Annotated in this window: 28 protein-coding genes and 1 pseudogene; 19 read left to right on the top strand and 10 right to left on the bottom strand. The window is 59.7% G+C overall.

Annotation, left to right across the window (positions count from 1 at the left end):
- Positions 1 to 6: 6 nt before the first annotated feature.
- Positions 7 to 1179, bottom strand: a complete 1173-nt coding sequence (locus HDE75_RS24635; protein WP_183681716.1) for an FAD-dependent monooxygenase — start codon at positions 1177 to 1179, stop codon at positions 7 to 9.
- A 95-nt stretch (positions 1180 to 1274) separates the two neighbouring features.
- On the opposite strand from HDE75_RS24635, the gene HDE75_RS24630 reads away from it, so the two are divergent.
- Positions 1275 to 2075 carry an AraC family transcriptional regulator gene (locus HDE75_RS24630; RefSeq protein ID WP_183681719.1) on the top strand — a complete coding sequence of 267 codons (801 nt, stop codon included), beginning with the start codon at positions 1275 to 1277 and terminating at the stop codon, positions 2073 to 2075.
- On the opposite strand, the gene HDE75_RS24625 is transcribed toward HDE75_RS24630, so the two are convergent.
- Positions 2060 to 3490 (bottom strand): serine hydrolase domain-containing protein, encoded by a 1431-nt coding sequence (locus HDE75_RS24625; RefSeq protein ID WP_221291992.1) that lies wholly within the window; start codon positions 3488 to 3490, stop codon positions 2060 to 2062. The two genes, HDE75_RS24630 and HDE75_RS24625, sit on opposite strands and share 16 nt — an antisense overlap.
- A gap of 35 nt (positions 3491 to 3525) precedes the next feature.
- Complete coding sequence (locus tag HDE75_RS24620; RefSeq protein WP_183681721.1) at positions 3526 to 4362, bottom strand: DUF2306 domain-containing protein; 837 nt, start codon at positions 4360 to 4362, stop codon at positions 3526 to 3528.
- A 145-nt stretch (positions 4363 to 4507) separates the two neighbouring features.
- Between HDE75_RS24620 and HDE75_RS24615 the strand changes: the two genes are divergently transcribed.
- Both HDE75_RS24615 and HDE75_RS24610 read left to right on the top strand, forming a co-directional pair.
- A complete protein-coding gene (locus HDE75_RS24615; RefSeq protein WP_183681724.1) occupies positions 4508 to 5584 on the top strand; it encodes a sensor histidine kinase in 1077 nt (358 codons plus the stop codon).
- A complete protein-coding gene (locus HDE75_RS24610) occupies positions 5581 to 6345 on the top strand; it encodes a LytR/AlgR family response regulator transcription factor (RefSeq protein WP_183681728.1) in 765 nt (254 codons plus the stop codon). The genes HDE75_RS24615 and HDE75_RS24610 overlap by 4 nt, the downstream gene beginning before the upstream one ends.
- On the opposite strand, the gene HDE75_RS24605 is transcribed toward HDE75_RS24610, so the two are convergent.
- Positions 6322 to 7584 (bottom strand): NADH:flavin oxidoreductase/NADH oxidase family protein, encoded by a 1263-nt coding sequence (locus HDE75_RS24605; RefSeq protein WP_183681731.1) that lies wholly within the window; start codon positions 7582 to 7584, stop codon positions 6322 to 6324. The two genes, HDE75_RS24610 and HDE75_RS24605, sit on opposite strands and share 24 nt — an antisense overlap.
- Positions 7585 to 7724: 140 nt before the next feature.
- Between HDE75_RS24605 and HDE75_RS24600 the strand changes: the two genes are divergently transcribed.
- A complete protein-coding gene (locus HDE75_RS24600) occupies positions 7725 to 8123 on the top strand; it encodes a MerR family transcriptional regulator (protein WP_183681734.1) in 399 nt (132 codons plus the stop codon).
- A gap of 6 nt (positions 8124 to 8129) precedes the next feature.
- Here the strand turns inward: HDE75_RS24600 and HDE75_RS24595 are convergent, their stop codons facing one another.
- Positions 8130 to 9056: a ketopantoate reductase family protein gene (locus HDE75_RS24595; protein WP_183681737.1), complete on the bottom strand. Its 927-nt coding sequence runs from the start codon at positions 9054 to 9056 to the stop codon at positions 8130 to 8132.
- 192 nt (positions 9057 to 9248) lie between these two features.
- On the opposite strand from HDE75_RS24595, the gene HDE75_RS24590 reads away from it, so the two are divergent.
- Positions 9249 to 10529 (top strand): arsenic transporter, encoded by a 1281-nt coding sequence (locus HDE75_RS24590; RefSeq protein WP_183681740.1) that lies wholly within the window; start codon positions 9249 to 9251, stop codon positions 10527 to 10529.
- Between the two features lie 4 nt (positions 10530 to 10533).
- On the opposite strand, the gene HDE75_RS24585 is transcribed toward HDE75_RS24590, so the two are convergent.
- From HDE75_RS24585 to HDE75_RS24575, 3 genes are all read right to left on the bottom strand, one after another.
- Positions 10534 to 11301, bottom strand: a complete 768-nt coding sequence (locus tag HDE75_RS24585) for a phosphodiester glycosidase family protein (RefSeq protein ID WP_183681743.1) — start codon at positions 11299 to 11301, stop codon at positions 10534 to 10536.
- Between the two features lie 121 nt (positions 11302 to 11422).
- A complete protein-coding gene (locus HDE75_RS24580; RefSeq protein ID WP_183681746.1) occupies positions 11423 to 12037 on the bottom strand; it encodes a class I SAM-dependent methyltransferase in 615 nt (204 codons plus the stop codon).
- 20 nt (positions 12038 to 12057) lie between these two features.
- Positions 12058 to 12510, bottom strand: a complete 453-nt coding sequence (locus tag HDE75_RS24575) for an Rrf2 family transcriptional regulator (RefSeq protein WP_183681749.1) — start codon at positions 12508 to 12510, stop codon at positions 12058 to 12060.
- A gap of 82 nt (positions 12511 to 12592) precedes the next feature.
- On the opposite strand from HDE75_RS24575, the gene HDE75_RS24570 reads away from it, so the two are divergent.
- Together HDE75_RS24570 and HDE75_RS24565 are read left to right on the top strand one after the other, a co-directional pair.
- Positions 12593 to 13441: an AraC family transcriptional regulator gene (locus HDE75_RS24570; RefSeq protein ID WP_260174322.1), complete on the top strand. Its 849-nt coding sequence runs from the start codon at positions 12593 to 12595 to the stop codon at positions 13439 to 13441.
- 87 nt (positions 13442 to 13528) lie between these two features.
- On the top strand, positions 13529 to 13954 hold the full coding sequence (locus HDE75_RS24565; RefSeq protein WP_183681752.1) for a cupin domain-containing protein: 426 nt from the start codon (positions 13529 to 13531) through the stop codon (positions 13952 to 13954).
- A 334-nt stretch (positions 13955 to 14288) separates the two neighbouring features.
- Here the strand turns inward: HDE75_RS24565 and HDE75_RS24560 are convergent, their stop codons facing one another.
- Positions 14289 to 14909, bottom strand: coding sequence for a TetR/AcrR family transcriptional regulator (locus tag HDE75_RS24560; RefSeq protein ID WP_221291991.1), 621 nt, complete (start codon positions 14907 to 14909; stop codon positions 14289 to 14291).
- 158 nt (positions 14910 to 15067) lie between these two features.
- Here HDE75_RS24560 and HDE75_RS24555 point away from each other — a divergent pair, with 158 nt between their 5' ends.
- The 7 genes and pseudogenes from HDE75_RS24555 (at position 15068) to HDE75_RS24530 (ending at position 20755) form a co-directional block, all read left to right on the top strand.
- Entirely contained in the window at positions 15068 to 16210 is a 1143-nt protein-coding gene (locus HDE75_RS24555; RefSeq protein ID WP_183681755.1) for an MDR/zinc-dependent alcohol dehydrogenase-like family protein, read from the top strand.
- Between the two features lie 132 nt (positions 16211 to 16342).
- Entirely contained in the window at positions 16343 to 17335 is a 993-nt protein-coding gene (locus HDE75_RS24550; protein ID WP_183681758.1) for a catalase family peroxidase, read from the top strand.
- 14 nt (positions 17336 to 17349) lie between these two features.
- Positions 17350 to 17934: a sigma-70 family RNA polymerase sigma factor gene (locus HDE75_RS24545; RefSeq protein WP_183681762.1), complete on the top strand. Its 585-nt coding sequence runs from the start codon at positions 17350 to 17352 to the stop codon at positions 17932 to 17934.
- Positions 17931 to 18137 carry a zf-HC2 domain-containing protein gene (locus tag HDE75_RS24540; protein WP_183681765.1) on the top strand — a complete coding sequence of 69 codons (207 nt, stop codon included), beginning with the start codon at positions 17931 to 17933 and terminating at the stop codon, positions 18135 to 18137. Before HDE75_RS24545 ends, HDE75_RS24540 begins: the two co-directional genes overlap by 4 nt.
- Before the next feature lie 31 nt (positions 18138 to 18168).
- Positions 18169 to 19086, top strand: coding sequence for a catalase family peroxidase (locus HDE75_RS24535; RefSeq protein ID WP_183681768.1), 918 nt, complete (start codon positions 18169 to 18171; stop codon positions 19084 to 19086).
- Positions 19087 to 19395: 309 nt separating this feature from the next.
- Positions 19396 to 19719, top strand: a pseudogene (locus HDE75_RS27080) (IS481 family transposase); the annotation flags it as partial.
- A gap of 193 nt (positions 19720 to 19912) precedes the next feature.
- Entirely contained in the window at positions 19913 to 20755 is an 843-nt protein-coding gene (locus HDE75_RS24530) for a hypothetical protein (protein ID WP_183681771.1), read from the top strand.
- A 477-nt stretch (positions 20756 to 21232) separates the two neighbouring features.
- Here HDE75_RS24530 and HDE75_RS24525 read toward each other — a convergent pair whose 3' ends face one another.
- Entirely contained in the window at positions 21233 to 22147 is a 915-nt protein-coding gene (locus tag HDE75_RS24525) for a LysR family transcriptional regulator (protein WP_183681774.1), read from the bottom strand.
- A 120-nt stretch (positions 22148 to 22267) separates the two neighbouring features.
- On the opposite strand from HDE75_RS24525, the gene mdcA reads away from it, so the two are divergent.
- The 5 genes from mdcA to mdcE are packed head-to-tail and all read left to right on the top strand — an operon-like array spanning position 22268 to position 26816.
- The gene (gene mdcA / locus HDE75_RS24520; protein WP_260174323.1) at positions 22268 to 23938 is read left to right on the top strand and encodes a malonate decarboxylase subunit alpha; all 1671 of its coding nucleotides are present in this window, start codon (positions 22268 to 22270) and stop codon (positions 23936 to 23938) included.
- Positions 23938 to 24834: a triphosphoribosyl-dephospho-CoA synthase gene (locus HDE75_RS24515; protein WP_183681776.1), complete on the top strand. Its 897-nt coding sequence runs from the start codon at positions 23938 to 23940 to the stop codon at positions 24832 to 24834. The genes mdcA and HDE75_RS24515 overlap by 1 nt, the downstream gene beginning before the upstream one ends.
- On the top strand, positions 24821 to 25129 hold the full coding sequence (locus HDE75_RS24510; RefSeq protein WP_183681779.1) for a malonate decarboxylase subunit delta: 309 nt from the start codon (positions 24821 to 24823) through the stop codon (positions 25127 to 25129). Before HDE75_RS24515 ends, HDE75_RS24510 begins: the two co-directional genes overlap by 14 nt.
- Entirely contained in the window at positions 25126 to 25980 is an 855-nt protein-coding gene (locus HDE75_RS24505; protein WP_183681782.1) for a biotin-independent malonate decarboxylase subunit beta, read from the top strand. Before HDE75_RS24510 ends, HDE75_RS24505 begins: the two co-directional genes overlap by 4 nt.
- Entirely contained in the window at positions 25977 to 26816 is an 840-nt protein-coding gene (gene mdcE, locus HDE75_RS24500; RefSeq protein ID WP_183681784.1) for a biotin-independent malonate decarboxylase subunit gamma, read from the top strand. The genes HDE75_RS24505 and mdcE overlap by 4 nt, the downstream gene beginning before the upstream one ends.
- Positions 26817 to 26839 lie beyond the last annotated feature (23 nt).

The following is a 26839-nucleotide window of genomic DNA, read 5'->3' as shown; positions in this document are numbered from 1 at the left end:
CTAAAATTAATCGACCAGTGCTTGCATGGGGTTTTCCTCCGAGCCCAACAACTGGATGCTGCCCCGGCGCGAGGCGGCCACGGCGGCATTGCCACGCAAACGCAGTTCATGCTCGTAGCGGGCAATGGCAGGCAGCAAGCCGGAATGGCCATGCGCGACGTCCAGCAAGGCTTGCAATAGTGCTGCCGCATCGGCCAGCGCCGTATTGGCGCCCAGGCCGCTGGCCGGACTCATGGCGTGGATGGCGTCGCCCAGCACGGTGATCGCGCTGGTTTTCCAGGCCGGCACGGGCCTGGCGTGGCGGATGGGCGCTACGGTGATGGCGCCGGGATCGGCCAGCTCGAACAGCGCTTGCAAGGCAGGCGACCAGGAGGCCGTGATGCCCGCAATACAGCCCTGCAAATCCTGCTCCATGCCCACGAAGCGCTCGCGCTTGCCTATCATGGCCCAGTACAGATAGTCTGGAATGTCCGTCAAAGCCAAGCCGGGTGGCATGTTGGGCTGCGATGGCATGGCGTCGATCACCATCGCCAGGCCAGGTTCGAACAGCACGGAGGTGTCGGATTGCAACTCCGGCGCGACCCGGTGTGCAGCCGCCGCCATGGCCGTCGTGCCATAGATGCAAACATCTCCCGATTCTTCCGGCCGCACGCCAGGAAAGCGCCAGCCCATGACGGCCGAATGCACGCCATCGGCGCCCACCAGCATATCGGTCAGCACGCCGCTGCCATCCGTAAAGTACACGTCTACCTTGCCGTCGGCCCGCTCCCTGTAGCGGTCGAACGCTTTGCCGAAATGCACGTGTTCGCTGATGCCGGCCAGCAGGATTTCACGCAGGCTCAAGCGGTTGATGCGCAGGTCGGGTTGGCCGTCCTGCTGCCAGTCCTGTAGCCCTTTGTCCTTCAAGGTGGATAGTTGCGCATCGATCATGCCCACGCCGGGCGAGGGCGGGGCGCCGCATTGTTGTAATAGTGCGTTCAGCTGCGGCGGCAGGCAGGCGGCGAGGGCAGCCAGGCCCGTCTGGTCCAGCCGCAGCCGGTAGCCTTGCCGGCGGCTGTCGTTGGCCGCATCCTTTTCGTACACATCGAAGGCGATGCCCGCCTGTTGCAAGCCTTGCGCCAGACACAGTCCGCCGATGCCGGCGCCGATGATGGTGACGTGGGGAGAGTTAGTTGTCATGCTGGTCCTTGCTGAAGAGTTTGGATACCGCATTATTCGACAGCAAGCCTCTGGCGTGATAACGTGGTAAAGACATAAAACAATGAATTTGAGCCATGCAGGAACTAGAACAGACCATCCCGGATTTCAGCGAACAGGCCGATGGCCCGCCCTTGATCGTGTTGTGGAGCGATGACGGCCCCAAGAGCCAGTTCCAGCTGGGCACGCGCGAAGTCGATTGGCACCGCCATGTGCGCGGTCAAATGATGTGTGTCGAGAGTGGCGTGGTGCATGTGCGCACACGGCAAGGTTCGTGGATCTTGCCGCCGCACCGGGCCGGCTGGCTGCCGCCGGGGCAGGAACACAAGGTCAGTATAGCCGGGTCTATGAGCGGTTGGAGTCTGCTGCTGGCCCCCGACGCCTGCGCTGGCTTGCCCGCGCAGCCGTGCGTGATCGGCAGTAGCGAGGTGCTGGTCGCCATGGTGCGGCGTGCTGCAACGTGGCCGCAACAAGCGCCATTGACGGCCGCCCAGCAGCGAATGATGGCGGTCCTGCTCGATGAATTGGCTGATGCGCCGCAGGAACCCTTGCATCTGCCCATGCCGGCCGACCGCCGCCTGCTGGCCGTGGCCAAGGCCGTGCTGGCCCAGCCCGACAGCCAGCGCAGCTTGCAGGAATGGGCTTTGTGGGGCGCCATGTCGGCGCGTACCCTGAGCCGGCTGTTTCCTGCCGAAACGGGCATGAGTTTTGCTCAATGGCGCACGCAAGCCGGTTTGCTGCATGCGCTGGAAAGGCTGGCCCATGGCGACGCCGTGGCCGAGATTGCGCACAGCCTCGGTTACGCCACGCCCAGCAACTTTATCGCCATGTTCCGCCGCAGCTTGGGCGTCTCGCCAGGCCGTTATTTCAAGCCTTGAGGCAGCAGTTGCCGCGATTTCTCATACAGCAACTTTGCTTTCGCCTGATCGCCCTTGGCCTGCCAGGCTTCGGCCAGGCTATCCCACACATTGGCCGAGGCAGGAAATAGCACGGTATTGAGTTCAAACACGCGCAGGGCGGCGTCCAGCCCCAGATTTTCGCGCAGCATGTAGCCCGTATTGTTGATGGCCTGTTCCAGCGCCGCTCCCTGCATCGAGCTGCGGGCTTGCAATGATTTCGCTTGTGCGGCACTGTCAAAGGCTGGGGCCAGAGCAGCATGAATCAGTTGTTCGGAAACGACTTCCACCGGGAACTGGTCCGGTGCGGCGGCCGCCATGACGCTATTGACCAGGGTGCGCGACCAGACGTTTTTTGCGCTGCCATTGGTCAGGTAAATGACGGTGTAGCGGTCGCCGTCCAGGCCGCCCCGGTAGGCAATACGGGCGCGCACTTTCGTGCCGCCGTCATGGCCTACTTCATGATAAGGCCCCATTTCACCCGTTTCCCAGCCGGTGGCAAAGCCTCCACGCTGGCCGTTGGCCAGCACAGGCGCTTGCCAGAATTGCTGCAATGCAGTCTTGCCGACCAATTCGCCATTCGTCAGCGCCTGCAGGAAGCTGGCTAGATCGTCCAGCGATATATACAGATCGCTATGGGCATGGGCATATGCCGGCCACACTACTTCTTTACTTTGCTGCAAGGCGCCATCCTTGCCCATATAACTTGTTGCCACACCGGTCTTGGGCAAGGCGGCCGCTCCCAGATACGTGTGTTTCAAGCCCAGCTTTTGGAGGATGCGGTCATCGGCGATGCGCTCATACGGCTTGCCGTAATGGGCTTCGAGCAAGGCCGACAGCACCAGATAATTGGTCTGCGTGTAGCGGGTGTTGGTGCCCGCAGCAAATTGCAGCGTTTGCTCTTTCAGGGCGTCAAATGCTGCCTGCAGGCTGGCGGGAAAGGGGGAGCGCGGCCCATCGTCCCTGGTCTGGGCGGCCCCAAAATACTCGGGCACACCCGACGTGTGATTAAGAAACTGTCGCACGGTAATGTGATGCCAGGCTACCGGCAAGCCGTGCACATACAGGCTGGCCGGCTTGTCCAGTTCGACTTTCCCTTGCTCCGCCAGTTGCATGACCAGGGTGCTGGCAAACAGCTTGCTCAGCGAATACACGGGAAACAGGGTGTCGGCCATGATGTGTTTCCTGGTGGCCAGATTGGCATCACCATCGGCGCCCCTAAATAACACCTTGCCGTCGTGGGCGATGAACACAGCCTGGCCTGCGATGCCGTAGCGCTGGGCATTGAGGTGCATTTGCTGGCTGACGGCTTGCGCCAGGGGCTCTGCCGCATAAGCTGAGTGCGGGACCAGCAAAGCCAATGGCAAGGCGAAGCGGAAGAGGGCACGCGGTATCAAGGAAGTTCCTCATTGAATTTGTTGGCGGAAGAATATCACCATTTGATACTCGGCAGCCACATCCCGATGGTGGCGACAAAGATACCGATACTCATGGCCACGCTGCACAAGACCAGCAAGGCAGTCATGCCAAAGCGGGCGGTAGTGCCGCCATGGGCGCGGCACAGCAGATACAGTTGCAGCACGGCTAACGGCAGCAAATATTGAGCGTAGGACAGAAAACTCAGGAACGGCCCCGTAAAAGTGTCGGGATTAAAACCCGAGGGGCCGCCATGGATGGCTATCCAGAACATCAGGCCGACGCGGAAAAACCATACGCCGCTGACCGCCAGGAAGAGTCGCAAGGCCCAGCGGTTGTGCGCCGCAAAATCGCGCTGCAGGGCGCGCCACAAGGCCAGGCCAGCAAAGAGAAGCACCAGCACGGCGTTCAGGCTGGTGCCCAGGTGCTGGGCCATGTCGCCCACGGCGCCGCGCAGCCAGACCATATACAGGCCGGACAGGGCAGCCACCACCGCGCCAGTCAGGTAGACGCGTCCATTCCAGCGGTGAAACACGGGCGCGCGGCGCCGCACTTGCGGCACCAGTTGCAGCGCGCCGCCCAGCATGATGAGCATGGCCAGCAGCAGATGGGCGCCCGTGACCAGATTGCCGGCCGTATCGCCCGGTACATGGCCATGCGTCATGACATGGTTCCAGCCCTTGAAGTTGCCGCGCACAGCACTGCCGCCATACAGTGCCAGGATATAGACGGCAAAGATGCATTGCCCGATGACGGTGGCCACGAACCAGAAGGTGGTGGCCGACGCCAGGGCGGTGGCTGACCAGGCTTGCAGGCGGGGCCGCGCTGACAAGGTCAAAGTTGCTGAAGTCATTTGTGAGTCCCTGTGAGTTGTTTGATCTTCACGATAGGCAGCCGCCGCCAGACAAACAACGGTGCAAGGGCAAACTTGCGATGAGCGGCGGTTTTCAGGACTTGAATGACGGTAGCAGAGCGGTTATTGTGGCGGGATGCCAAAGATGCCACTCACCTCACTCACATTCACCAGGCGCGGCTTGGCCACGCTGTTGCCGAGCGCCAGGCATGCGCTGATCGTGCTGGTGTTTACCCTGGTGCTGTCGTGGGGGCTGCATCTGTTCAGCGGCACGCCGTATCCGGCCGTGTTCGGGCGCATCGGCTTCCTCGGCGCTGCGCTGCTGCTGGCGTATTCGGTGGCCGGAGTCGTACATCCGCGCTGGTTGTCGCCGTCCCTTGCACGTATCGCGGCCATAGTGGTGACGGCGCCCATCGCGGCCCTGATCACGGCCATCGTCGCCCAGCGCGGCCAGTTTATCGCCCACCTGAGCCAGATGGAAAACCTGATCGGCCACTTGCTGATGGTATTTCTGGCGCTGCTGTTCGGCATTTTGTTTTCCCTGCTGGCCATGCGCCGCGAACGCCATGAGCGCGAGCGGACCGACCGGTTGCAGGCCGAGCTGGAAAAGAATAGGCTCGAGCGCGAATTGCTGGATGCGCGTCTGCGCCTGCTGCAAGCGCAGATCGAGCCGCACTTCCTGTTCAATACCCTGGCCAATGTGGAAGCGCTGGTTGCCTCTGGCTCCAGCAATGCCGGGCCCGTGCTGCGCCACTTGATCGCTTATCTGCGCGCCGCCATGCCGCGCCTGAACGATGCCGAAGCTACCCTGGAAACGGAATTGCAACTGGTGCGCGCCTATCTGGAACTGATGCGTACGCGCATGCCGGACCGGCTGCAGTTTTCTGTCACGGACGTGCCCCAGGCGGCGACCTTGCGTTTTCCCGCCATGTCCTTGCTGACCCTGGTAGAAAACGCCGTGCGCCACGGCATCGATCCCGGCATGCAGGGCGGCTCCATCGAGGTTGGCGGCCTGCGTGACGAAAGTACGGGCAAAGTCGTCTTATGGGTCAGCGACACGGGCGTGGGCATGGCGGAAACGGCGCAGCCCGGCGTGGGACTGGCCAATGTGCGCAGCCGTTTGCAAGCATATTACGGCGCCAGCGCCCGCGTCGAGCTGCATGAAACGGCGCCCCACGGCGTGCGGGTTGAACTGCATTTTATTCCTGGAGAAACCCCATGAGACGCACCAGCGCATTGATCGCCGACGACGAACCGCTGCTGCGCGAGCGCCTGCGCAGTCATCTGGCTACTTTGTGGCCCGGGCTGCAATTGCTGGACGATGCCCGCAATGGCCCGGAAGCGGTCGAACTGTTCGAGCTGCACCAGCCACAGGTCGTGTTTCTCGACATCCATATGCCTGGCTTGAACGGCATCGAAGTCGCGCGCACTCTGGCCCGCCGTGCCCACCTGGTTTTTATTACTGCTTATGAGCAATATGCGGTGCAGGCTTTTGAGCAGGGCGCCATCGACTACTTGGTCAAGCCTATCGATCCGGCGCGCCTGGCCGATACGGTGCAGCGCTTACAAGGCCAAATGACCAGTCCGGTATGGGCAAATCCATCCATCGAGGCCGTGCTGGAACAACTGGCTGGACGATTGGTGGCCCAGCCCCGGCCATGGCTGCAATGGATCAAGGCTTCGGTGGGCAATAGCGTGCGCCTGATTCCCGTCGAGCAAGTGCGTTTTTTGCGCGCCGATGACAAATACACGCAGGTCGTGTGGGACGAAGGTGTGGCGCTGATACGCAAGAGCATACGAGAACTGGCCGAACAGCTCGACCCGGCCCGCTTCGTGCAGACGCACCGCTCCGTCATCGTCAACCTGGGCTATGTCAGCGAGGTGGTGCGGGGCATCAATGAAACTGCCGAGCTGCATCTGCGCGGTAGCGTGGAAATCTTGCCCGTCAGCCGTAATTATTTATTTCACTTCCGCCAAATGTGATGACGATATCTGCTGTTTTGCGGCCCAGCGGCGGTATTGCCGGGTGCGCAGAGCATTGCCGATCTGCTGGGCGATCAAGGCGCGCAGCGGGCTGACCCCGGGCTGCGGCGCCCGGTCGCGGCTGAGGCGATTGAGCTGGAACTTGATAACGGCCATGTTGGCAGCGGCCGCATACAGCTTGTCCTTCCACGTCACCGGCTTCAGCACGGGCACGCTGTCCAGGCCCGCACGCCAGTCGCGCGGCAGCGATGGCTGCAGGGCCAGCGCCGTGGCGATGCCGGCCATGGCGATGCCGCTATCGATAACGTTTTCAGCCACGGCGCGGCGCCGGATGCCGCCCGTAACCATCAGCGGCATGCGGGCGATATTGGCCACTTCCTTGGCAAACTCCAGGAAATACGCTTCGCGCGCCAGGGTGCGTCCATCGCGCGCCTCGCCCTGCATGGCGGGCGCTTCGTAGCTGCCACCCGATAATTCGACCAGGTCTACCTGTAAATCGTTGAGCATGCCGACCACGTGGCGGGCGTCTTCCAGGCTGAAGCCGCCGCGCTGGAAATCGGCTGAATTCAATTTTACGGCCACGGCAAAGGTGGGCGCCACGGCGGCCCGCACGGCCTTGACGATATCCGTCAACAGCCGTGCCCGGTTTTCGATGGAACCGCCCCAGCGGTCCTGGCGCTGGTTGCTGAGCGGCGACAGAAATTGGCTCAGCAAATAACCGTGCGCTGCATGGATTTCCACGCCCGTAAAACCGCTTTGCTGGGCCAGCCTGGCGGCCGTGACGAAGCGCTGTATCACGTCCGCGATATCGGCCTCCGTCATTTCCCTGGGCATGGGGAAGATCTTGGAATGCTTGCCCAGGTCTACCGCGATGGCCGACGGCGCCACGGTGGCCTGCTGCATGGCGGCAGGCATTTGGCGGCCCGGATGGTTGATCTGCATCCAGAATTGCGCCCCGCGCGCACGTCCCGCCTGGGCCCATTCGCTGAAACGCGGCAGGTGTGCATCATTTTCCAGCACCACGCCACCGGGCCCTGTCATGGCGCGGCCATCGACCATCACGTTGCCGGTCAGTATCAACCCCGCTTCACCGTCGGCCCACTGCCGGTACAGGCGTAACAGTTGCCTTGACGGCGCCTGGTCGGCATCGGCCATGTTTTCTTCCATGGCGGCCTTGGCCAGGCGGTTGGGAACGGTCTGCCCGTTGGGCAAGGTCAGTGGCGTAAACAAAGTGTGCATGGTGCTGCTTTCCTGAAAAGAGGAGCTCATGCAGGCCACTATAAGATTAAACCATGGTTGAAGGTCAAGCGGCTTGGGCCACTTTTGCTATGATGAAAGCTTAAGGCAAGCTTTAATGTGAAACTTACAGGAAGACATCGATGAAAATCGGCGAATTGGCCAGGCAGAGTGGCTTGAATGCATCGCGCATCCGCTTTTACGAGGCGCGCGGCTTGCTGCATGCCGTGGTGCGCGGAGAAAATGGCTACCGCAGCTACCCGCCCGAAGCGCTGCAGGTTTTGCGCAGCATCACAGGCGCCCAGCGGGCGGGATTTTCCCTGGAAGAAATTCGCAAGCTGATCCCGGCCGACTTGAGCAGTTGGGACCAGGAAGAACTGCTGCAGGCTTTGCGCCGCAAGGTGATCGACATTACAGCGATGGAAGAGCAGCTACGGCAGAGCAGGACAGAGCTCGAGCGCCTGCTGGCAGTCATCGCTGCAAGACCGGCCGATATGGCGTGTGACGACAATGCCAGGCGGGTGCTGAGCGAGGTGCGTTAGCGGCTTTTAGCTGTGCTGCTTTTGCGCCTGGTAGACTTGTAATTGGCAATAAGCGGCGCGCAGCAGCGGCACGTCCAGGCCGTGCTTTTCCGCGCGGTTAGCCATGTTGCCGAGGATATCGTCGGATTCCAGGCGCGCAATATCCTGCGTGATATCGCGCATCATCGAGGCGGCCCAGGTCGATTGTTCGTCGAGCAAGAGCTTTTCCATGCGAAGTACTGTCTCGGGGGAAAGATCAAATCCTTCCGCGGTGGCCACGCCGCGGCATTCCGCGATCGCTCTTTGCATCAGGCTGCGTCCGCCGGGCGCGGCCAGGATGTCGGCCACCGTGCCGCGCATCAAACAGGTCATCAGGGCGCCGGCCGCGATCATCACCCATTTGTCCCATAGCGCCTGGGTAATATTGTTTGAAAACGTGCGCGCGCCGGGGCTGGCGGCGAGCAGGGCGTGCACAGCCTGCGCCTGATCATGCAGCAGCGGCGTTCGGGCGCCAGTGATCACGACATCGTTCGCACCCAAGTGCCGGATGGCGCCATTTTCAGCGAGCATGGTGGCGATGTAGGCGACACCACCCAGCACTCTATCCTTGCCGAAGCGTTCATCCAGCCTGTCGTAGGCGCCCAGTCCGTTCAAAAAAGGCAGGATGGCGGTGGCCTGCCCCACGGCCGGCGCGATGGCGTCCATCGCCTGCTCGAGGTCATAGCCCTTGCAAGTGACGATGATCACATCGTAATCGGTCTGGACGGCATCTTGCGTCACGGTCTGCACCGGTGCGTGAAAATTGCCCAGTTCGCTGTGCACCACCAGGCCGTGCGAAGCGAGCAGGGCAGCCCGTTGCGGGCGGACCAGGAAGGTAACATCGGCGCCAGCCTGTATCAGGCGCGCTCCGTAATAGCCGCCGATGGCGCCTGCTCCCAGTATCAATATTTTCATGATGTGTTCCTTGTAATGGATTACGGCACTGTGCATCCATAGTATATGCACGCTATATGCTAATTTAGTCGCACAACATTATATATGTCAAACATCATTTATATGGCGCGCACAGATTTCACTTTACATAAATTCGATAATTCAACTATCATCGAAATATTGTATCGATTAACTTACTGATGGAGATGTTGCATGCTCACCGCTTTCCTGATTTTTCTTGCCACCCTGGTGCTGGTCATCTGGCAACCCCGGGGCCTGGGCATAGGCTGGAGCGCGGCCATCGGCGCGGCGGTGGCGCTTTTGGTCGGCGTGATCCAGTTATCCGATATTCCCGTCGTCTGGCATATCGTCTGGAACGCCACCGGCACTTTTGTTGCCGTCATCATCATCAGCCTGCTGCTGGACCAGGCCGGTTTCTTTGAATGGGCGGCGCTGCATGTGGCGCGCTGGGGCGGCGGTAGCGGGCGGCGCCTGTTTGTGCTGCTGGTCTTGCTCGGCGCCGCAGTGGCCGCGCTGTTTGCCAATGATGGCGCGGCGCTGATATTGACGCCCATCGTCATCGCGATGCTGCTGGAACTCAAGTTTTCGCCCAGGGCGACCCTGGCTTTTGTGATGGCGGCCGGCTTCATTGCCGACACGGCCAGCCTGCCGCTGGTGGTGTCCAACCTGGTCAATATCGTCTCGGCCGACTTTTTCAAGATCAGCTTTACGCGCTATGCCAGCGTGATGGCGCCCGTCAATGTGGTAGCCGTGCTGGCGACCCTGGGAGTGCTGATGTGGTTTTTCCGCAAGGATATTCCCCGCGACTATGAGCTGTCGCAGCTCAAGCGCCCCGGCGCCGCCATCCGCGATTTGTCCACTTTCAAGGCGGGCTGGCTGGTGCTCGCGGTGTTACTGGTTGGCTTTTTCTGGCTGGAAGACCTGGGCGTACCGATCAGCGCTGTGGCTGCCGTGGGCGCCGTTGTCTTGCTGGTGGTAGCGGCCAAAGGCCATGTCATTTCCACCCGCGCGGTGCTCTGGAATGCGCCGTGGCAAATCGTGGTTTTTTCACTGGGCATGTATCTGGTCGTATATGGCTTGCGCAATGCCGGCCTGACCAGCTATTTGACGGGCGTCCTGAACCATTTTGCGGAGTATGGCGTGTGGGGTGCAGCCATGGGCACTGGCGTGCTGACGGCCGTGCTGTCGTCCATCATGAACAATCTGCCGACCGTGCTGGTGGGAGCTTTATCGATAGAACCGGCCACGGCGCATGGCGCGGTCCGCGAAGCAATGATCTACGCCAACGTGATCGGCAGCGACCTGGGACCGAAAATCACGCCGATCGGCAGCCTGGCCACCTTGCTATGGTTGCATGTGCTCGACAGCAAGAATATCCACATTTCCTGGGGCTATTACTTCCGCGTCGGCATCGTGCTGACCTTGCCGGTACTGTTGCTGACATTGGCGGCACTGGCAGTGCGGCTCGGCTGATCGCCTAGGGAGACTTCTTCGTCACGCCTATCATCGCGCCAAAGTCCGGCCCGACTTCAAAGACATCGCCCGGATACATGCGCGAGACACTGCCGTCCAGGTACAGCGCATCATTGCAGGCCAGCTTTTCGCGCAGGAAGCGGGCAAACATGTAAAAGCTCACCACGTCGCGCGACACCACCAGGGTCAAGGTATTGCCGGGTCCGGTACAGGCCGCGTTGCGGATCACCCGGTTGTCGGAATCGGGCATGAACAGGGTGTTGATCTGGCCGTGGTAGATCAGGATGGGTCCTGATTGCGTGGCGAAACTCACGCCGGCGAGCAGGGTGTCGCGATGCTTGGACAACTGGTCCGTATCGATGATGGCGGCGCGCCGCTCGCCCAACAGCAGCGCGCCGTTGGGCTGGATATAGAAATTGCCATAGGCATTCTTGCGTTCGTTGAGCTGGCGTTTGACCAGGCCATCTTCTATATACAGCCCGCGCGGGCGCAAATCGGTGTCATAGATACCCGCATTGGTCGCGCACACCAGTTCTTCGCCACGCTGGCGCAGCCATAGTTTCAGCTGGTTCAGGCGCCGGAATTCCTGGCCCCGGTCATCCTTCCAGTACATGCGCACGGCGTCCTTGTCGAGATCGATCTTGCAAACGCTATAGCCCGTGTCCTGGAAAACATAACGGTTCAGTTCCGCCGCCTGGCCAAACAGGGGCAGGGCCAGCGCGGCGCAGGCCAGGAAGCGCCGTGGCGCAAGCAAGGTTCGATATATCTTCAACAGCGTGATCTTCTTTATCGTCATAAGCCGGGGCCGGGTGCGCCAGTCCAGGGACGCTATGCTGGACGCGGCCAACATGATACCAGTCCGGGCGACTATCGGCATGCGCCGGACAGTGGACTCAAGCGATGTCTTTTCTGCAGATAATGAAGAAGAAGGGGAAGTTTTCGTGAATTTCCCGGATCTCCAGCAAGCCAGCCTGGCCAAACTCCGCGCGGATGCTGGCTTCGTCATAGAAAAACATGCTCACGCCAGCATGGATTTCATAGCGGTCCTTGTCCAGCAACTTGCCTTGTCCATAGGTATGGGCTTCTTTTGAGATGGCCGTGAACACCATCAAGCCGCCCGGCGACAGTTGCCGGTAGCAGTCGCTCACCAGCTTTGCCCGTTCGCCACTGCCCAGCAAATGGATCAGCGCGTAGCAAAAAACGCCGTCGTAAATGGCGTCATCGAAGGGCATGTCCGTGACGGAACCGTAGTGAATAGTCATGGCTGGCCCGGCATGCTTCCTGGCCAAGTCTATGGCGGTCTGCGAGATTTCAATGCCCGTGACATCCATGCCCTTGTCCCGGAACACCTGTGCATTGCGGCCATAGCCGAAACCGGGTATCAGCACATTGTGGATGGACTCCGCTGCAAACAAGTCGCTGGCCAGCACGGCGGATTGGGCCGGCGCCATGCCCCACATTTCCTGCTTGTCCTGGAAATTTGCTTCCCAGAATTCGGTTTTTGACATGATGATCCTTTCAAACAGGTTTATTCGTGGCCGTCGATCGTCCAGTTGCCGGCCCGGCACAGCGCATCGAAATCGACCAGCAAGTCGGCCAGGGTGACGCTTTGCAATCGGGCATTGAGCAGCGCTTCGGCTTCCTTGAGGGCGCCATCGAGCGCCTTGTCGACGGCCCGCGCCACCGCGCATGCGGGATTGGCTTCGTCGCCGCCGATATAAAACAGGCGCGGGCCGCCCACCGCACGGTGGATATCGAGCAGGCTGGTGGTGCTCAGATCGCAGGCGATGGTCCAGCCGCCGCCATGGCCTTTCACCGATGTGGCATAACCGGCTTCGCGCAGCCCGGCCATGGTCCGGCGCACCACGGCCGGGTTGGTATCGAGCATCTTGCCGATCTGCTCGGACGTAAAAGGTCCGTCGTGCCGGGCCATGTGCAGCAGCACATGCAGCATGCGCGATAAACGGCTGTCGTTTCTCATGATGTCTCCTAGTATCCAGACGGGGAGAATATCACGATACTTTAGATGTTACAAATCATGTGGCTCATAATGTCATGACGATATGAATGAAGATGCGCTTGATATGATGCGAAAATCATCCACTCCGTGCCCCGATTGGGTCAGGCATGCCGAAGCTATCGATGGCCTCGAGCGTATGGAAGCACGGTTTCAGGGCAACGCTTATTGCCTGCATCGCCATGATACTTATGCCATCGGATGTACTCTTGCCGGGGTGCAGCGCTTTCATTATCGGCGAGGCCAGCGGGACAGCCTGCCTGGCAACACCATGGTGCTGCATCCGGACGAATCGCACGATGGGCAAGCCGGTGGGGACGATGGTTTCCACTACCGCATGATCTACGTCCAACCTTCACTCTTTCAAGATGTGCTGTGTGGGCAGGCTTTGCCCTTTATCGATGGCGGGGTGAGCAGCGATCCGCGCCTTGCTGCCGCAACGGCATTATTGCTACAGCCCTTGAACTGTGCGCTGGAGCCGCTGGAGCAAAGCGATGGCATCGCGGAGCTGGCGCACGCGCTTGCTGCGGTTGCCGGCATGCCAGGCCGGCGTCCCAAGGGGGATTTCCTGGCAGCACGGCGTACCCGCGACTATCTGCATGCCAATTTCGTGCAGGTCGTGACCCTGGATCAACTGGAAAAGGCAGCGGGCCGCGATCGCTGGAGCTTGTCGCACGACTTCCGCACGTTTTACGGCACCAGTCCTTACCGCTATCTGACCATGCGCCGTCTCGATGCGGTGCGCCGCATGCTGCTCGCTGGCATCTCGCTGGTTCATGCTTCGGCCGCCGCAGGCTTTGCTGACCAGAGCCACATGACGCGCCATTTCTCGAAAACCTTCGGGTTGACGCCGGGGCGCTGGTTAAGGATGGTCAAAGGCGACGGGCAGCGCTAATCTTCGACAACCTCACCACGATCATTCAATACTTTCCATGGAGGCCAGCGTATCGTGAGCTTCACTTAACTTTGAATGGAGAGAACAATGTCCCAAGCTTCGCATCACAGCGCTGCGCCTATGGATCGCGGTCAGTGCAAGACGATAGACATGGTCGGCAAGATTGCCCAGATCGATGGTCACTGGCAACCGCGCGTCGTCGCTGAAATGAATGACGATCAATTCAAGGTCGTCAAGGTACTGGGTGAGTTTCCATGGCATCGGCATGCCGAAACAGATGAAACATTTCTCGTGCTCGAAGGTGAGTTGCGGATTGATTTTCGTGGTGGACCAAAGGGCGACGGCTGTATCGTGCTGCGTGCCGGCCAGATGGCGGTCGTGCCCAAAGGGATGGAACACAAGCCCAGCGCGTGTGCCGAGGTAAAAATGCTGCTGATAGAACCACGCGGTGTGGTCAACACGGGCGATGGCGCAAAGTCCGAGCGCAGTGTCGAAAATGACCAGTGGATTTAGCTAACTGACGCTGGCCAGGCAAAATATTGCTATCGAACTGACATGAATACTGCCCTTATCAGATTTACTATAAATGGGAGTAACGATGCCTGGGCCACGCCATATCATCATTGCCGCTGCTGCATGGCTTTGCCTGCAGGGCAGCCCCACTGCTGCTGACCCACATGAACACGCCACTGAGCCGGCTCATTTACGGGCGTGGCGCTGATGCAACTGGCCGAAGACGGGCTGGTGCCGAATGCCGCGACGATATACATGCTGGCGCCAACTTTGACGCGAAATTAAGGACGCAAGGATGTGGCGATGGTAGACCAGTAAGCACTGCTTGCTGGATTCAAACCTCGCGCCGTACGATGCCATCAAACACGGCCGACCAGGTTTGCTCGATAAACTGGTCGGTGATCGGATGTTGCCGGATCAGCATGCGGTAGATCAAGGGGCCATACAGGGCATCGACCAGCATTTCCAGGTCCAGGTTCGGTAAAAATTCACCTTGGTCCATGCCACGCTGCAATACCGCCTTGGCCGCCGCGCGTCTCGGCTGTAAATAGCCGGCAAACAAAGCTTCACGCATGTCTGGGTCACCCTGGCTGTGCGCAATCATTTCAGCCAGGATTTCCCCGGTCCTGCCGCGATAAACCAGTGACAAGCCCTTCATCTGGCGCGCGATATCGGCGCGGGCGGAGGAGCTTTCCTGGAATGCAATCGCGGGCGCCACCGCATGCATAAAGGCTTCGGCCGCCAGCACGCCCTTGTTACGCCACCAGCGGTAGATGGTTGCCTTGCCGACATTCGCGCGGCTGGCTACGCCTTCAATCGACATCTGCTGGAAACCTGTCGATACCAGTAATTCATAGGCGGCAGCCAGGATGGACAGGCGCGCAGACTCGCTACGCTTGCGGCCTGGCGTGGACGCTGCGGGCTGGCCGGATGTTGTTGGTGGCAATGCGGTCACGAGGTGCTGCTCCAGTATGAGAGGGCTATATTGTCACACAGGCATATCGCGGTGGATATCGATATAGGTATAGCTAGGCTAAAAGCAGACTCCATGATAATTCAATATAATACGAGACGATGCGAATCGTATTATATTATTTACTGGAAAGGCGCACCATGTCCCTAACATACCCCTTAGTCAGCCTGGAACTACGCAGCAAAATCACGTCAGATGCCACACTGGAATTGTGGCTGGAAGAAGTTGCCGTACCGCCGCCTGCAGACGATGAAATTGTCGTGCGCATCGATGCCGCGCCCCTCAATCCTTCCGACATGCTGGTGCTATTTGGTCCCGCCGACCCGGCCAAGATCGCAATAAATGGCACGCCTGCGCGGCCCACCGCATCGGCCAGGATTGCTCACGAGCGCATGCCAGGGGCGTCGGCAAGGCTGGATCAAGCCTTGCCGGTAGGCAGTGAAGGGGCCGGTGTGGTGGTCGATGCAGGGCAGGGCGCCAGCGCCTTGATCGGCCGCACGGTGGCTATGCGCAGCATGCAAGGGACTTATGCGCAATATCGCGTCGTCAAGGCGGCAGATTGCCTGCTCTTGGCGGAAGGCGTGGCCCCGCACGAGGCTGCTTCCGCCTTTATCAACCCCTTGACCGTGCTGGGCATGGTGGAAACCATGCGCCGCGAAGGGCATACGGCGCTGGTGCATACGGCCGCCGCGTCCAGCGTGGGCCAGATGCTGAACCGTTTGTGCATCAAGGAGGGCATACCGCTGGTCAATATCGTGCGCAGTCCGGCCCAGGTGGCCATATTGCAAGAACTTGGCGCCAGCTACATACTGGACAGCAGCTCGGCCACTTTTGAGCTTGAGCTGGTGGCAGCCTTGACGGCAACGGGCGCGACCCTGGCCTTCGACGCCATCGGTGGTGGCGCCATGGCGGGCACCATCTTGCGGGCGATGGAAACGTCCTTGAGCGCGAAGGCATCTGCTTTTGCACGCTACGGTTCGTCGGTGCACAAGCAAGTGTATATCTATGGCGTGCTGAACCCGGGGCCAAGGATAGTCGAAGGCAATTTCGGCGCGGCTTGGGGTGTGGGCGGCTGGCTGATGACCTGGTTTTACAACAAGCTCGACCCAGCTACGGTACAGCGTCTGCGTGCCCAGGCCACCAGCGAACTGGACACGACCTTTGCCAGCCACTATACGGCGCATATTTCCTTGGCTGATATGCTCAAGCCAGAGATCATGGCTGCCTACAGCCGCCGCGCGACCGGTGAAAAGTTTCTTGTTTGCCCGGCGCAAGCCGGCTAAACGTGGCTGTCTGCAGCTGGCGCCGTGATAATGTTGATTTTTTTCATGAACTCCAGAAAATAGTTGTAACAAGTGCTTGTTCAAGCCGACTTACTGAAACAAAACCTGCTGAACAAAAACTAAGGAGTGATCTTGAATACAATATTGTCACGCGGCTTTGCGGCCGTTGCTGCCGCCACCGCCATGCTGGCCGCCACCCATGCCATGGCGCAATCGGTTGCGCCCACGCCGGTGGAAGAAGTTGATGCTTTGAACCATGTTTTCGGCCAGCACGCCGGCCAGCGCGCTTCGCATGCCAAGGGCTTTTGCGCCGCCGGCGAATTTACGCCAGCCCCCCAGGCGTCCAGCCTGGTGCAAGGTCCTTTGTTTGAGTTAGCCAAAGTGCCCGCAATCGTGCGTTTTTCCATCGGCGGCGGCAATCCTGTTGCTTCCGACAAGGGCCGTGGCGTGCGCGGTCTGGCGCTGCAACTGAATGGCGGCGGCGAGAGCTACAATCTGGCCTTGATTTCAGAACCCGTGTTTTTCGCCGCCACGCCGGCATCGTTCGTCAGCTTCCTGGAAGCGCGCGTGGCCGATCCCGTCACCCACAAGCCCGATCCGGCAAAAATCGCTGCCCACAATGCCCGCTATCCAGACGGCAAGCTGCAGCCGGCCCTGCTTGCTTCCCATGCGGCATCGACTTCCTATGTCACTACGCCGTATTTTTCAAATAACGCCTTTGTGTTCACCAATGCGGCTGGTGTCAAACAAACGGCGCGCCTGGTGGTAGAGCCCGATGCAGGCACGCAATACCTGAGCGCAGAAGAAGAGAAAAGCAAGCCTGATTCTTACCTGCAAGCCGAACTGAAAGACCGTTTGGCCAAGGCGCCGGCCGGTTTCACCGTATTTGCCCAATTGCCTGCCGCCACCGATTCGCTGGTCGATCCGAGCCAGCAATGGAGCGGCACCCAGCGCATCGGCCTGGGTCGATTGCAAATCAACAAACTGGCCGACAGCAATAGCTGCGATCCGGTAGTATTTATTCCTTTGCAATTGCCGACCGGCATCACGGCTTCAGACGATCCTATTTTGAAAGAGCGTAACGCCTTGTATGCCATTTCCTTGTCGCGCCGTTTGCAAAAGTAAGGAAGCCAGCCCCGATGTCCGCACACCAAGCCAGCCCAGACACCACGCTAGACAGCTGGGACCAGATCACGCGCGAGCGCAGTTTTTTGCTGCGTCTGGCGCAGCTGCAACTGGCTTCCAGCGCCGATGCCGAAGACGCAGTGCAGGAAACCTTGTTCGCGGCGCTGCGCAACTGGTCCGGTTTTGAGCAGAAATCGAGCGTGCGCAGCTGGTTGTGCGGCATCTTGCGCTACAAGATCGTTGACGCGATCCGCGTGCGTGGCCTCGGCATGGCGCCTATCGAGCATGACGATAGCGACGCCATCATCGATAGCTGGTTCACCGGCGACGACGCCTGGCACCCGGCAAGCTTTGTCAACCACCTGTGCGGCGAAAAAATCGCGGAACGAAGCCAGCTATTGAGCATCATAGAGTTATGCATGGCGCGTTTGCCGGAACAAAGCGCGCGGCTATTTTTGATGCGCGAATATCTGGGCATGGATTTGAGCGAAATCGAGGCCGGTTGCCAGCTCAGTGCTGGCAATTTGCGCGTCATCTTGTACCGCGCACGCATGCGTTTGCGCGACTGTGCCGTACGCGGCTGGGGAGAGTTCGAATGAGCCAGGCAGCACCGACGTCATCCATCACTTGCCGCGACACCACCTATCTGGTGTGCGAAGCGCGCGACCGCAGCTTGAGCGCAGACGAACAGGCATCGCTGACGAATCACATACAAACCTGCCCTTACTGCCAGGTTGCCGCGAAACAGTTCAGCCAGTTATTTTCACAGCTGGACGAGTTACTGGCCCGCAGCCAGCCCTGAATAACACAACAACTTACTTAAGGAGGCTGATATGCACCCATCTACCCCAAGTCCGACCGACCTGGTCGACGCCCTCAACAATACCTTTGGCAAACATCCAGGCAAACGCGCCTCGCACGCCAAGGGTTTTTGCGCCAGCGGCGAATTTATCCCGGCCGAAGGCGCGGCAGCGCTGGTCGACAGCCCCCTGTTCAAGGCTGGCCCCCTGACGGCGATCGTGCGCTTTTCCATCGGTGGCGGCAATCCCGGCGTATCCGACAAGAGCCGCTCGGTGCGCGGCCTGGCCGTGCGCCTGCAAGGGGTTACGGAGAAATACGATCTGGTACTGATCTCGGAACCCGTGTTCTTCGCCGCCACGCCAGAATCGTTCGTCAGCTTCCTGGCCGCGCGCGTGGCCGATCCCGTCACGAAAAAGCCCGATCCGGCAAAACTTGCGGCGCACAATGCCGCTTTCCCGGATGGCATGCGCCAGCCGGCCTTGCTGGCCAGCCATGCAGCGCCCGCGTCTTACGCCACCACGCCTTACTTTTCCAACAATGCTTTTGTATTCACCAACGCCGATGGCAAGCAAACCACGGCCCGCCTGGTCGTCGAACCGGCTGCCGGCACCCATTACCTGAGCGCCGACCAGGAACGCGACCTCCCCGATAACTTCCTGGAAGAGGAACTGGCGGCCCGCCTGGCGAATGGCTCCGCATCGTTCACCTTGTACGCGCAATTGCCGGCTGAAAACGATACCCTGACTGACTCCAGCCAGCCATGGCAGGGAGCAGGGCAGGTCGCTCTGGGCGATTTGCATGTGACAGGGCTGGCTGGCGCCGAACTGTGCGATGGCCTGGAATTCGTGCCCATCATCTTGCCGCGCGGCATAGCACCATCGGATGATCCGATTCTGGTCTCGCGCGCAGCTGCGTATGCAGTGTCCCTGGAACGGCGCAAGGCGGTTTAAGCCCAGTAAGAAAGTGCGGTGTGTGTCGGGGAAACGTAGTTGTTTAGTTTCGTATGATCATATCCCTCATCGCAGTATAGCCGTGTTCTGCGCTGGTGTCGTGCTTGACCAGTCTATCGCTAGCTTTCTATCGTGATTGGCACCACGAGGCGAAACTGATCGGATAAACGTCAGCCCATGGGTCGCGCATCCATCCGAAAGCCCGCACCACTTCGGAAATCTGGCAGGAAATCAAAGATTCCGGGCTGTCGGATCGCGAAGCTGTCAAGGTGCTCAATATCACCCGGCTCAAGGCCGCCAAGTAGATCAATCATCAAGCTGCTGACCGACAACGGCTTGCAATTCACTGACTGCTTCACAACAAAAGATAGGAAGCTCAGTGGTCAACACGCCTTCGATAAAGTTTGCGCCAGCATGGGCATCGAACGCAGCCTGGCGCTGCTCTGACATCCGCAACGAATGACATGATCGAACGATCCAACGGTTGTGTCGGCGAACTATTGCAGCAGACTCGATTCGACAAGCCGGGCTAATCTGGAAGCGACCTTGCTTAACTATTTAAAGCTTTACCACCACATTCTACAACGCCCCATCGGTATAAAAAAATCTATCAAAGCGCTTAAAGAATGGTAGCAAAAGAATCCGGAGCTATTCGTGAAGCCTGTTTATGATCAAACGGGATTGGACAGTTAAAAATCTTGCTACGTTAAACTGGGCTTTCGCGGGGCGCAGCAGAATCATTTTGAGTCTACTTTTTACATTATTTTCCAATTTACAATAATGCATTTAGGTTAAAGTGTCATGTTCACCTCAGAAGTAGAAAATAATGAATAATATTCAACCTGAAGATTTCCGAAATTTACCGTCATCAGAGCGGCAACTAATAATTGTTCAGCCGGATGAAGTAGCAGCAGCATCACGTCGTTCAGCACAAAGTTCATCATCGGACGAGGGGTCTTTCGACTGGAAGGCTGCAGCTGCACGTGTCGCTAAGACATTTTTCTTACCATATGGACCTGTTATCAGCATTACGATAGAAGCTATTAATGCAGTCGCGAAGGCACGAGAAAGTGGTTTAAACGTTCTGCAAATAGGAACGACTGAGGCGCAATCAATTCAATTTCCTCCTGGGCATCCTCGTCAGCAGACGCTATACGTCGCACATCCTGCAAAACCATCCGTTTACTACACAACGGCGACTTTTCATCGAATGGCGTTCGAACATAAATTTTCTGAAGCCATCTCGTTATTAATGTCTCTAGGGGCAAAAACGATTACTGTAGAGCATGTGCGCGGTTGGTCTAGGGAGTTTTCCGCTAAAGTTTCGACCCCATTAGCAGGGGTCGAAGCGGAGGCAGGCCTTGGCCAGTCGGCGAAAAGCGGGCACTCTCTACTATTTGAAGCTAAATTGAAAAATAACAGTCCACCTTCAATTCCCGAAGATCTCGTATGGTTTCCGCATGAACCAACATGGCAAGCGGTTGCGCAAGGCCGAGTGAAGTTTGGTCTGTCGAAATTTTCGTTGGCAGTAAATTATGACGATGACTTTACTGTGAATGCGGGACTGAAAGTTCGTGTTCAGAAAGCCGGTCTAGATCTGGGTGGTACTTTTGAAGATCATATGGCGACAACATGGAAAATATTTGGTGACTTCGAGGTTGATAACTAAGAACTGAATGCGCATATCCGAGCCTTAGTTAATCATACATGTACATGCTATCGTTCAGCATGGCTGCGTCTTTTTTGCGTGAGCAATTTGTCATTCTAAGCCGTACGGTCGAGGTTATCCTATTGCGTTGAAGAACTCCAACTGGATACGCACTCTCCAAGACTTGCCATTGTCTAAGCAAAGAAAAGACAGACGCTGCAATGAATAGGTTCTCAGGAAACCAAGCATTTTCTATTCGTCATTATTAGTCTAGAAGAATACGTTCCCGATGGTCTTACCACACTATAACGGAAGGCGAAGGATGGCATATCCGACTAGGTCAGTAACAGAATGCATGCTGCTGATCTTTATAAAGGCAAGTTGGTTACGACAGCCTGGTCTATCTTCAACTTGAGTTGCTGAAGAAGGTCCACGACTTTGCGTGCTGGCGGTGCAAAATTGCCGTCGGCACGACATGACACTTGACAGAGTCGGACTTTAAGCTGGCCGGGCAGGCCGGTACATCCGGCATTCGGCCGCCAACGCCAGCAAGTTCGGATCGCGTTCGCGGCTTTTCAGCATCAGCAGGGTAATCAACTGGTGCGAGGCATATTTTGCCTGCAGCGGCAGCAGTTCCAGGCGCGAGCTGAAGGCGCTGACCCGGCCTGGCAGCAGGCTGTAACCGAGGCCGCCGCTGACCATATTGATCAGTGAAAAAATGTCGCCTACCCGCATCGCCGTATGCGGCACAAAACCGGCCAGTGCAAATGCGTGATTGAAGCTTTGGGCCGTGACAAAGCCTTCGTTCAAGGTGACGAATTTTTCGTCGCGCAGCGCCTGCAAGTCGACCGGCCCTGTGCCTGCATACGGCGAGTCGGGCGGCGCGGCCAGGAAGATATCGTCCTGGAACAGCGGCACCGACACGAGGTTGGCATGGTTTTCTTCTCCCTGTTCGCCGATGATGATGGCGTCCAGCCGGCCATCGGCCAGGCTTTGCAGCAGTTCGCGGTTGGAACCCAGGGTCAGGTCGATATCGAGGCCCGGACGGCGCAATTTCAAGGCGATCACCAGCTGCGGTATGCAATGCAGGGTCAGTGAATACAGCGAGCCTATCTTCAACCGCACTGGATTGATGCCCGACATTTCACGCACCTTGCGCACGCCTTCCTCGCATTCGGCCAGCGCGCGCCGGGCCGATTCGGCAAAGGTATAGGCCGCGTGCAGCGGGATCAGGCTGCGTCCCTCGCGCTTGAACAGGGGGCAGCGCAAGCCTTCTTCCAGCGAGTGCAGCGCGCGGTGCACGCTGACCGTGCTCTGGCCCAAGGCTTCACCCACCCGCGCCAGATTGTTCAATTCCATAAAGCTGAGGAAGACTTCCAGCTTTTTCAGTGTAATTTCTTCGTTGATGGCCATGATGTCCCAGTTTTCGCCCAGTTCATTAACCTGACAGTAATGAACATGGTATCAGCTTGATTGAAATGGCTGCGCTTTCTTTCTATCGTATGGTTTCGATACAGCTCAACCGGAGACATGATGTCCATCGCCACCGCCATGCCACCCCAGCCCAGGCAATGGGACAAGCGACGCACTGAAAAGCGGCGCCGCCTCGATGCCGTGCGCCATTACGCCAGCGGCCCTGTGCTGCAGCAGGCCGATATGGTCGCCGTGCTGGAAACCCTGCTGGCCCCCGGTGACCGGGTTGTTTTGGAAGGCAATAACCAGAAACAGGCCGATTTCCTGGCGCGCATGCTGGCCAGGGTGAATCCCGACAAGGTCAACCATCTGCACCTGATCATGCCCAGCGTCAGCCTGCCTGAACACCTGGACCTGTTCGAACGGGGCATCGCCCGCAAGCTTGATTTCTCGTTTGCCGGCACGCAAAGCCTGCGCATCGCCCAATTTCTGCAAGATGGCTTGCTCGAAGTAGGCGCCATCCACACGTATATCGAATTGTATGCGCGCCTGTTCGTCGACCTGACACCCAATGTGGTGATGGTGGCCGGCTACATGGCCGACCGCCAAGGCAATCTGTACACGGGCCCCAGCACGGAAGATACGCCGACCCTGGTCGAATCAGCCGCCTTCCGCGATGGCATCGTGATCGCCCAGGTGAACCAGATCGTCGACGATGTGAGCGATTTGCCACGGGTCGACATACCCGGTTCGTGGATCGATTTCGTGGTGCAGTCCGATAAACCGTTTTTCATCGAACCGCTGTTTACCCGCGACCCGCGCGTGATCAAGCCGGTGCACGTGCTGATGGCCATGATGGCGATCCGTGGCGTGTATGAAAAACACCAGGTGCAGTCGCTGAACCACGGCATCGGTTTCAATACGGCCGCCATCGAACTGATTTTGCCGACCTATGGCGAGCGCCTGGGCTTGAAGGGCAAGATATGCCGCAACTGGGTGCTCAATCCGCACCCGACCCTGATACCGGCGATCGAGACGGGCTGGGTCGAGAGCGTGCATTGTTTCGGCGCCGAACTGGGCATGGAGCAGTATGCGGCGGCCCGGCCCGATGTATTTTTCACGGGCCGCGACGGCTCCATGCGTTCGAACCGGGCCCTATGCCAGCTGGCTGGCCAGTATGCGGTCGACCTGTTTATCGGCGCCACCCTGCAGATGGATGGCGCTGGCAATTCATCGACAGTGACCAACGGCCGCCTGGCCGGCTTCGGCGGCGCGCCCAATATGGGGCACGACCCGCACGGCAGGCGCCACCCCACGCCAGCCTGGCTCGATTTGATCGAAACCGACGACCCGCTGGCGCGCGGCAAAAAACTGGTGGTGCAAATGGTGGAAACCTTCCAGGACGGCGGCCAGCCTACCATCGTCGAATCACTCGATGCGGTGGCCGTAGGGCAGGCCAGCGGCATGCCGCTGGCGCCCGTGATGATCTACGGCGACGATGTGACCCATGTACTGACCGAGGAAGGCATCGCTTATCTTTACAAAGCGCGCTCGCTCGAAGAACGCAAGGCCATGCTGGCGGCAGTCGCTGGCGTGACGCCGATCGGCTTGCGGCACGACCCGAAAACCACTGCCAGCCTGCGGGCCGGCGGCTTGATCGCGCTGCCGGAAGATATCGGTGTGCAGCGCGGAGAAGCAAACAGGTCTCTGCTGGCGGCAAAAAGCATCGCCGACCTGGTGGACTGGTCTGGCGGACTGTATCAGCCACCAGCCAAATTCAGGAGCTGGTAATGACGACCATGACCCTGCAAATCTCACAGCGCCAGACCAGCTTGAGGCCAGCCGCACTGGCCCGGCTCGTGGTGCAAGCGCTGCTCGATGAAGTGACTTTGACACCGAAACCTGGCCTGGTCGACTTGCGCAGCCGCGGCGCGCACACGGACTTGAACTGGGCGCTGATGTGCGATTCGGCCTGTGTGCTGCAACCGGTGTTTGCCGCGCTGGCCGACGCCGGCTGGCACGCCAGTGGCGATGACGACAGCCTGCGCCAGCAGATAGGCCGCCTCGGCCGGCATGGCGAAGCGCTGATGATGGCAGCGACGGGGGGCGTCAATACCCACCGCGGCGCAATCTGGGCACTGGGCATGCTGGTCACGGCGGCCGCGCAGCTGGGCGCGCGAGGAGGACAGCTCACTCCAGCTGCGGTGGCTGAACGGGCCGCCGCCCTGGCACGCCTGCCTGACCGGGGCGCACCGCCGGATACGGGCAACAAGGGCGAACTGGCTTGCCGCCAGTACCAGGTAGGTGGCGCGCGTGGCCAGGCCATGGCCGCCTTTCCGCATGTGGTCGATGTGGGCCTGCCTTGCCTGCGAACCTCGCGGGCACGTGGCGACACGGAAACCACGGCGCGCTTGAATGCGCTGCTGGCCATTATCGCGCAGCTGGACGACACCTGCGTGCTGTCGCGCGGCGGCAGGGCGGCTTTGCTGGACATGCAGGCTGGCGCGGCGCAGGTGCTGGATGCTGGCGGTGCGACTAGCAAGGAAGGCAGCGCCGCCTTGCTCGCGCTGGAAGCGCAGGTGCTGGAGCGGCGTGTGTCGCCAGGCGGCGCGGCCGATCTGCTGGCGGCGACCTTATTTCTCGATCAGATCGATAACACATATGGAGTACAGCATGGAACGGCGTGAATATACCTTTGCGGCGGGTTTGCCCGCTGCCGGACGCGCCCTGGCCGGCGTGGTCGGTTCGGGCGACCTGGAAGTGCTGCTGCAGCCGCATGCACAAGGGGTAACCCGCATTGTGGTCAACACTTCGGTCGATGGCAAGGGAGCAGTCTGGGATGCCTTGCTGACCCGCGTGTTTGGTGGCGAGCCGCTGCCTGCGGCCAGCATTGTCATCAACGATTGCGGCGCCACGCCCGGCGTGGTGCGCATGCGCATCGAGCAGGCTTACGAAGAACTTGCGTCAAAGGAGCAGGCATGAGCACACAGGAACAACTGCTGGAGCGCGACAGCTTTATCGAACGCAGCGCGCGCAGCCGCGCCCGGGCCTTGCTCGATGCGGGCAGCATGCGCGAATTGCTCGATCCTTTTTGCGGCGTGACTTCACCCTGGCTGCCGCAGCAGGGCGTCACCGCGCAAGCCGACGATGGCGTGGTGGTGGCCAAGGGCTTGTTCGACGGCCAATCCGCCGTGGTGCTGGCAATTGAAGGCGCTTACCAGGGCGGTAGCATGGGCGAGGTGGGCGGCGCCAAGATCGCCGGTGCACTGGAACTGGCGGCAGAAGACAACCGCCGGGGCATAGCAACGCGCGCCGTGATCCTGTTCGAGACAGGCGGCGTGCGTCTGCAAGAGGCGAATCTTGGGCTGGCCGCCATCGCTGATATCCAGGCAGCGATTGTCGATTTGCGGCGCTACCAGCCGGTAATCGGCATCAGCGCCGGCACCGTGGGCTGCTATGGCGGCATGTCGATTGCGGCGGGCTTGTGCAGCTATTTGATCGTCACCCGCGAAGCACGGCTGGGCCTCAATGGCCCGGCCGTGATTGAACAGGAAGCCGGCCTTGCCGAATTCAACTCGCGCGACAAGCCCTTCATCTGGAGCCTGACCGGCGGCGAGCAGCGGTATCACAGCGGCCTGGTGGACGCCTATGTGGAAGACGATACGGTCCAGATCCGCAGCACCCTGGCGGGATTGTTCAAGCGCGGGCTGCCGGCGCAGCACCGCAGCGCACAGGCGGACGGTTTCCTGGCCAGGTTGGCGGAAGTGGACGCCAGTGTCCAGGCAGCGCCAGAAACCGTGCGCAGCATTTACAGCAAAGGATTTTCAGCATGAGCGCTCCAGACCAAAGCAGCCGTGGCGCAGTCTGGCTGGCGGCCCTGACTGCCAATGCGGCAGCTGCAGCGTCCTATCCAGCGTCGATACGCGTGGTCGACGCGCCACTGGCCGGACACCATGCGCGCTATATCGCCGTCGTACCTGATCCCTTGAACCGCTTTGCCCGCGCACGTACCGGTGAAGTCGGCCTGGCCGAAGGCTGGCAGCTGGCGCGGGCCGTGCAAGAGGTAGTGCTGCTCGACTGCGATGTGGCCGTCAAACGCCCGATCATCGCCATTATCAATGTGGCCAGCCAGGCCTATGGCCGGCTGGAAGAAGCGTACGGCATCCATCAGGCGCTCGCTGGTGCGGCGGGCGCCTATGCCGAAGCGCGCCTGGCGGGCCACCCCGTGATAGGACTGATCGTCGGCAAGGCCATGTCGGGCGCTTTTCTGGCCCATGGCTACCAGGCCAACCGCCTGATTGCGCTGGACGACCCGCAAGTGATGGTGCACGCCATGGGCAAGGCCTCGGCCGCGCGCATCACCTTGCGTTCCGTCGAAGCGCTGGAGACGCTGGCGGAAACCGTCCCGCCGATGGCTTACGACATCCAGAATTACGCCAGCCTGGGGCTGCTGTGGCAAACCCTTAACGTCACACAGCCAGACCAGCCAACGGCACAGGATATCGCGCTGGTCGAACAAAGCTTGCAGGCGGCGCTGGCCGACATCCGCCTTGATGCGGAACGTGGCCTGGCCAGCCGCCTGGGCGCGGCGAACCGGCAGGCGTCACTGCGCGTGCGTACATTACTGCGCCAGCAATGGCCGGAGGAGAGGGAGGGGCAGGATAGCTAGTAGTGTATAAAAAAACAGCATAC

Source organism: Janthinobacterium silvisoli (assembly GCF_014200725.1).
Lineage (GTDB): Bacteria > Pseudomonadota > Gammaproteobacteria > Burkholderiales > Burkholderiaceae_D > Janthinobacterium.
This window is presented reverse-complemented; position numbering and strand designations above follow the sequence as displayed.

Excerpts from the sequence above, each read along its gene's own strand:
- HDE75_RS24635 (WP_183681716.1), bottom strand. The coding sequence starts at position 1,179 with ATGACAACTAACTCTCCCCACGTCACCATCATCGGCGCCGGCATCGGC.
- HDE75_RS24630 (WP_183681719.1), top strand. The coding sequence starts at position 1,275 with ATGCAGGAACTAGAACAGACCATCCCGGATTTCAGCGAACAGGCCGAT.
- HDE75_RS24620 (WP_183681721.1), bottom strand. The coding sequence starts at position 4,362 with ATGACTTCAGCAACTTTGACCTTGTCAGCGCGGCCCCGCCTGCAAGCC.
- HDE75_RS24615 (WP_183681724.1), top strand. The coding sequence starts at position 4,508 with ATGCCACTCACCTCACTCACATTCACCAGGCGCGGCTTGGCCACGCTG.
- HDE75_RS24610 (WP_183681728.1), top strand. The coding sequence starts at position 5,581 with ATGAGACGCACCAGCGCATTGATCGCCGACGACGAACCGCTGCTGCGC.
- HDE75_RS24605 (WP_183681731.1), bottom strand. The coding sequence starts at position 7,584 with ATGCACACTTTGTTTACGCCACTGACCTTGCCCAACGGGCAGACCGTT.
- HDE75_RS24600 (WP_183681734.1), top strand. The coding sequence starts at position 7,725 with ATGAAAATCGGCGAATTGGCCAGGCAGAGTGGCTTGAATGCATCGCGC.
- HDE75_RS24595 (WP_183681737.1), bottom strand. The coding sequence starts at position 9,056 with ATGAAAATATTGATACTGGGAGCAGGCGCCATCGGCGGCTATTACGGA.
- HDE75_RS24590 (WP_183681740.1), top strand. The coding sequence starts at position 9,249 with ATGCTCACCGCTTTCCTGATTTTTCTTGCCACCCTGGTGCTGGTCATC.
- HDE75_RS24580 (WP_183681746.1), bottom strand. The coding sequence starts at position 12,037 with ATGTCAAAAACCGAATTCTGGGAAGCAAATTTCCAGGACAAGCAGGAA.
- HDE75_RS24575 (WP_183681749.1), bottom strand. The coding sequence starts at position 12,510 with ATGAGAAACGACAGCCGTTTATCGCGCATGCTGCATGTGCTGCTGCAC.
- HDE75_RS24570 (WP_260174322.1), top strand. The coding sequence starts at position 12,593 with ATGAATGAAGATGCGCTTGATATGATGCGAAAATCATCCACTCCGTGC.
- HDE75_RS24565 (WP_183681752.1), top strand. The coding sequence starts at position 13,529 with ATGTCCCAAGCTTCGCATCACAGCGCTGCGCCTATGGATCGCGGTCAG.
- HDE75_RS24555 (WP_183681755.1), top strand. The coding sequence starts at position 15,068 with ATGTCCCTAACATACCCCTTAGTCAGCCTGGAACTACGCAGCAAAATC.
- HDE75_RS24545 (WP_183681762.1), top strand. The coding sequence starts at position 17,350 with ATGTCCGCACACCAAGCCAGCCCAGACACCACGCTAGACAGCTGGGAC.
- HDE75_RS24540 (WP_183681765.1), top strand. The coding sequence starts at position 17,931 with ATGAGCCAGGCAGCACCGACGTCATCCATCACTTGCCGCGACACCACC.
- HDE75_RS24535 (WP_183681768.1), top strand. The coding sequence starts at position 18,169 with ATGCACCCATCTACCCCAAGTCCGACCGACCTGGTCGACGCCCTCAAC.
- HDE75_RS24530 (WP_183681771.1), top strand. The coding sequence starts at position 19,913 with ATGAATAATATTCAACCTGAAGATTTCCGAAATTTACCGTCATCAGAG.
- HDE75_RS24525 (WP_183681774.1), bottom strand. The coding sequence starts at position 22,147 with ATGGCCATCAACGAAGAAATTACACTGAAAAAGCTGGAAGTCTTCCTC.
- mdcA (WP_260174323.1), top strand. The coding sequence starts at position 22,268 with ATGTCCATCGCCACCGCCATGCCACCCCAGCCCAGGCAATGGGACAAG.
- HDE75_RS24515 (WP_183681776.1), top strand. The coding sequence starts at position 23,938 with ATGACGACCATGACCCTGCAAATCTCACAGCGCCAGACCAGCTTGAGG.
- HDE75_RS24510 (WP_183681779.1), top strand. The coding sequence starts at position 24,821 with ATGGAACGGCGTGAATATACCTTTGCGGCGGGTTTGCCCGCTGCCGGA.
- HDE75_RS24505 (WP_183681782.1), top strand. The coding sequence starts at position 25,126 with ATGAGCACACAGGAACAACTGCTGGAGCGCGACAGCTTTATCGAACGC.
- mdcE (WP_183681784.1), top strand. The coding sequence starts at position 25,977 with ATGAGCGCTCCAGACCAAAGCAGCCGTGGCGCAGTCTGGCTGGCGGCC.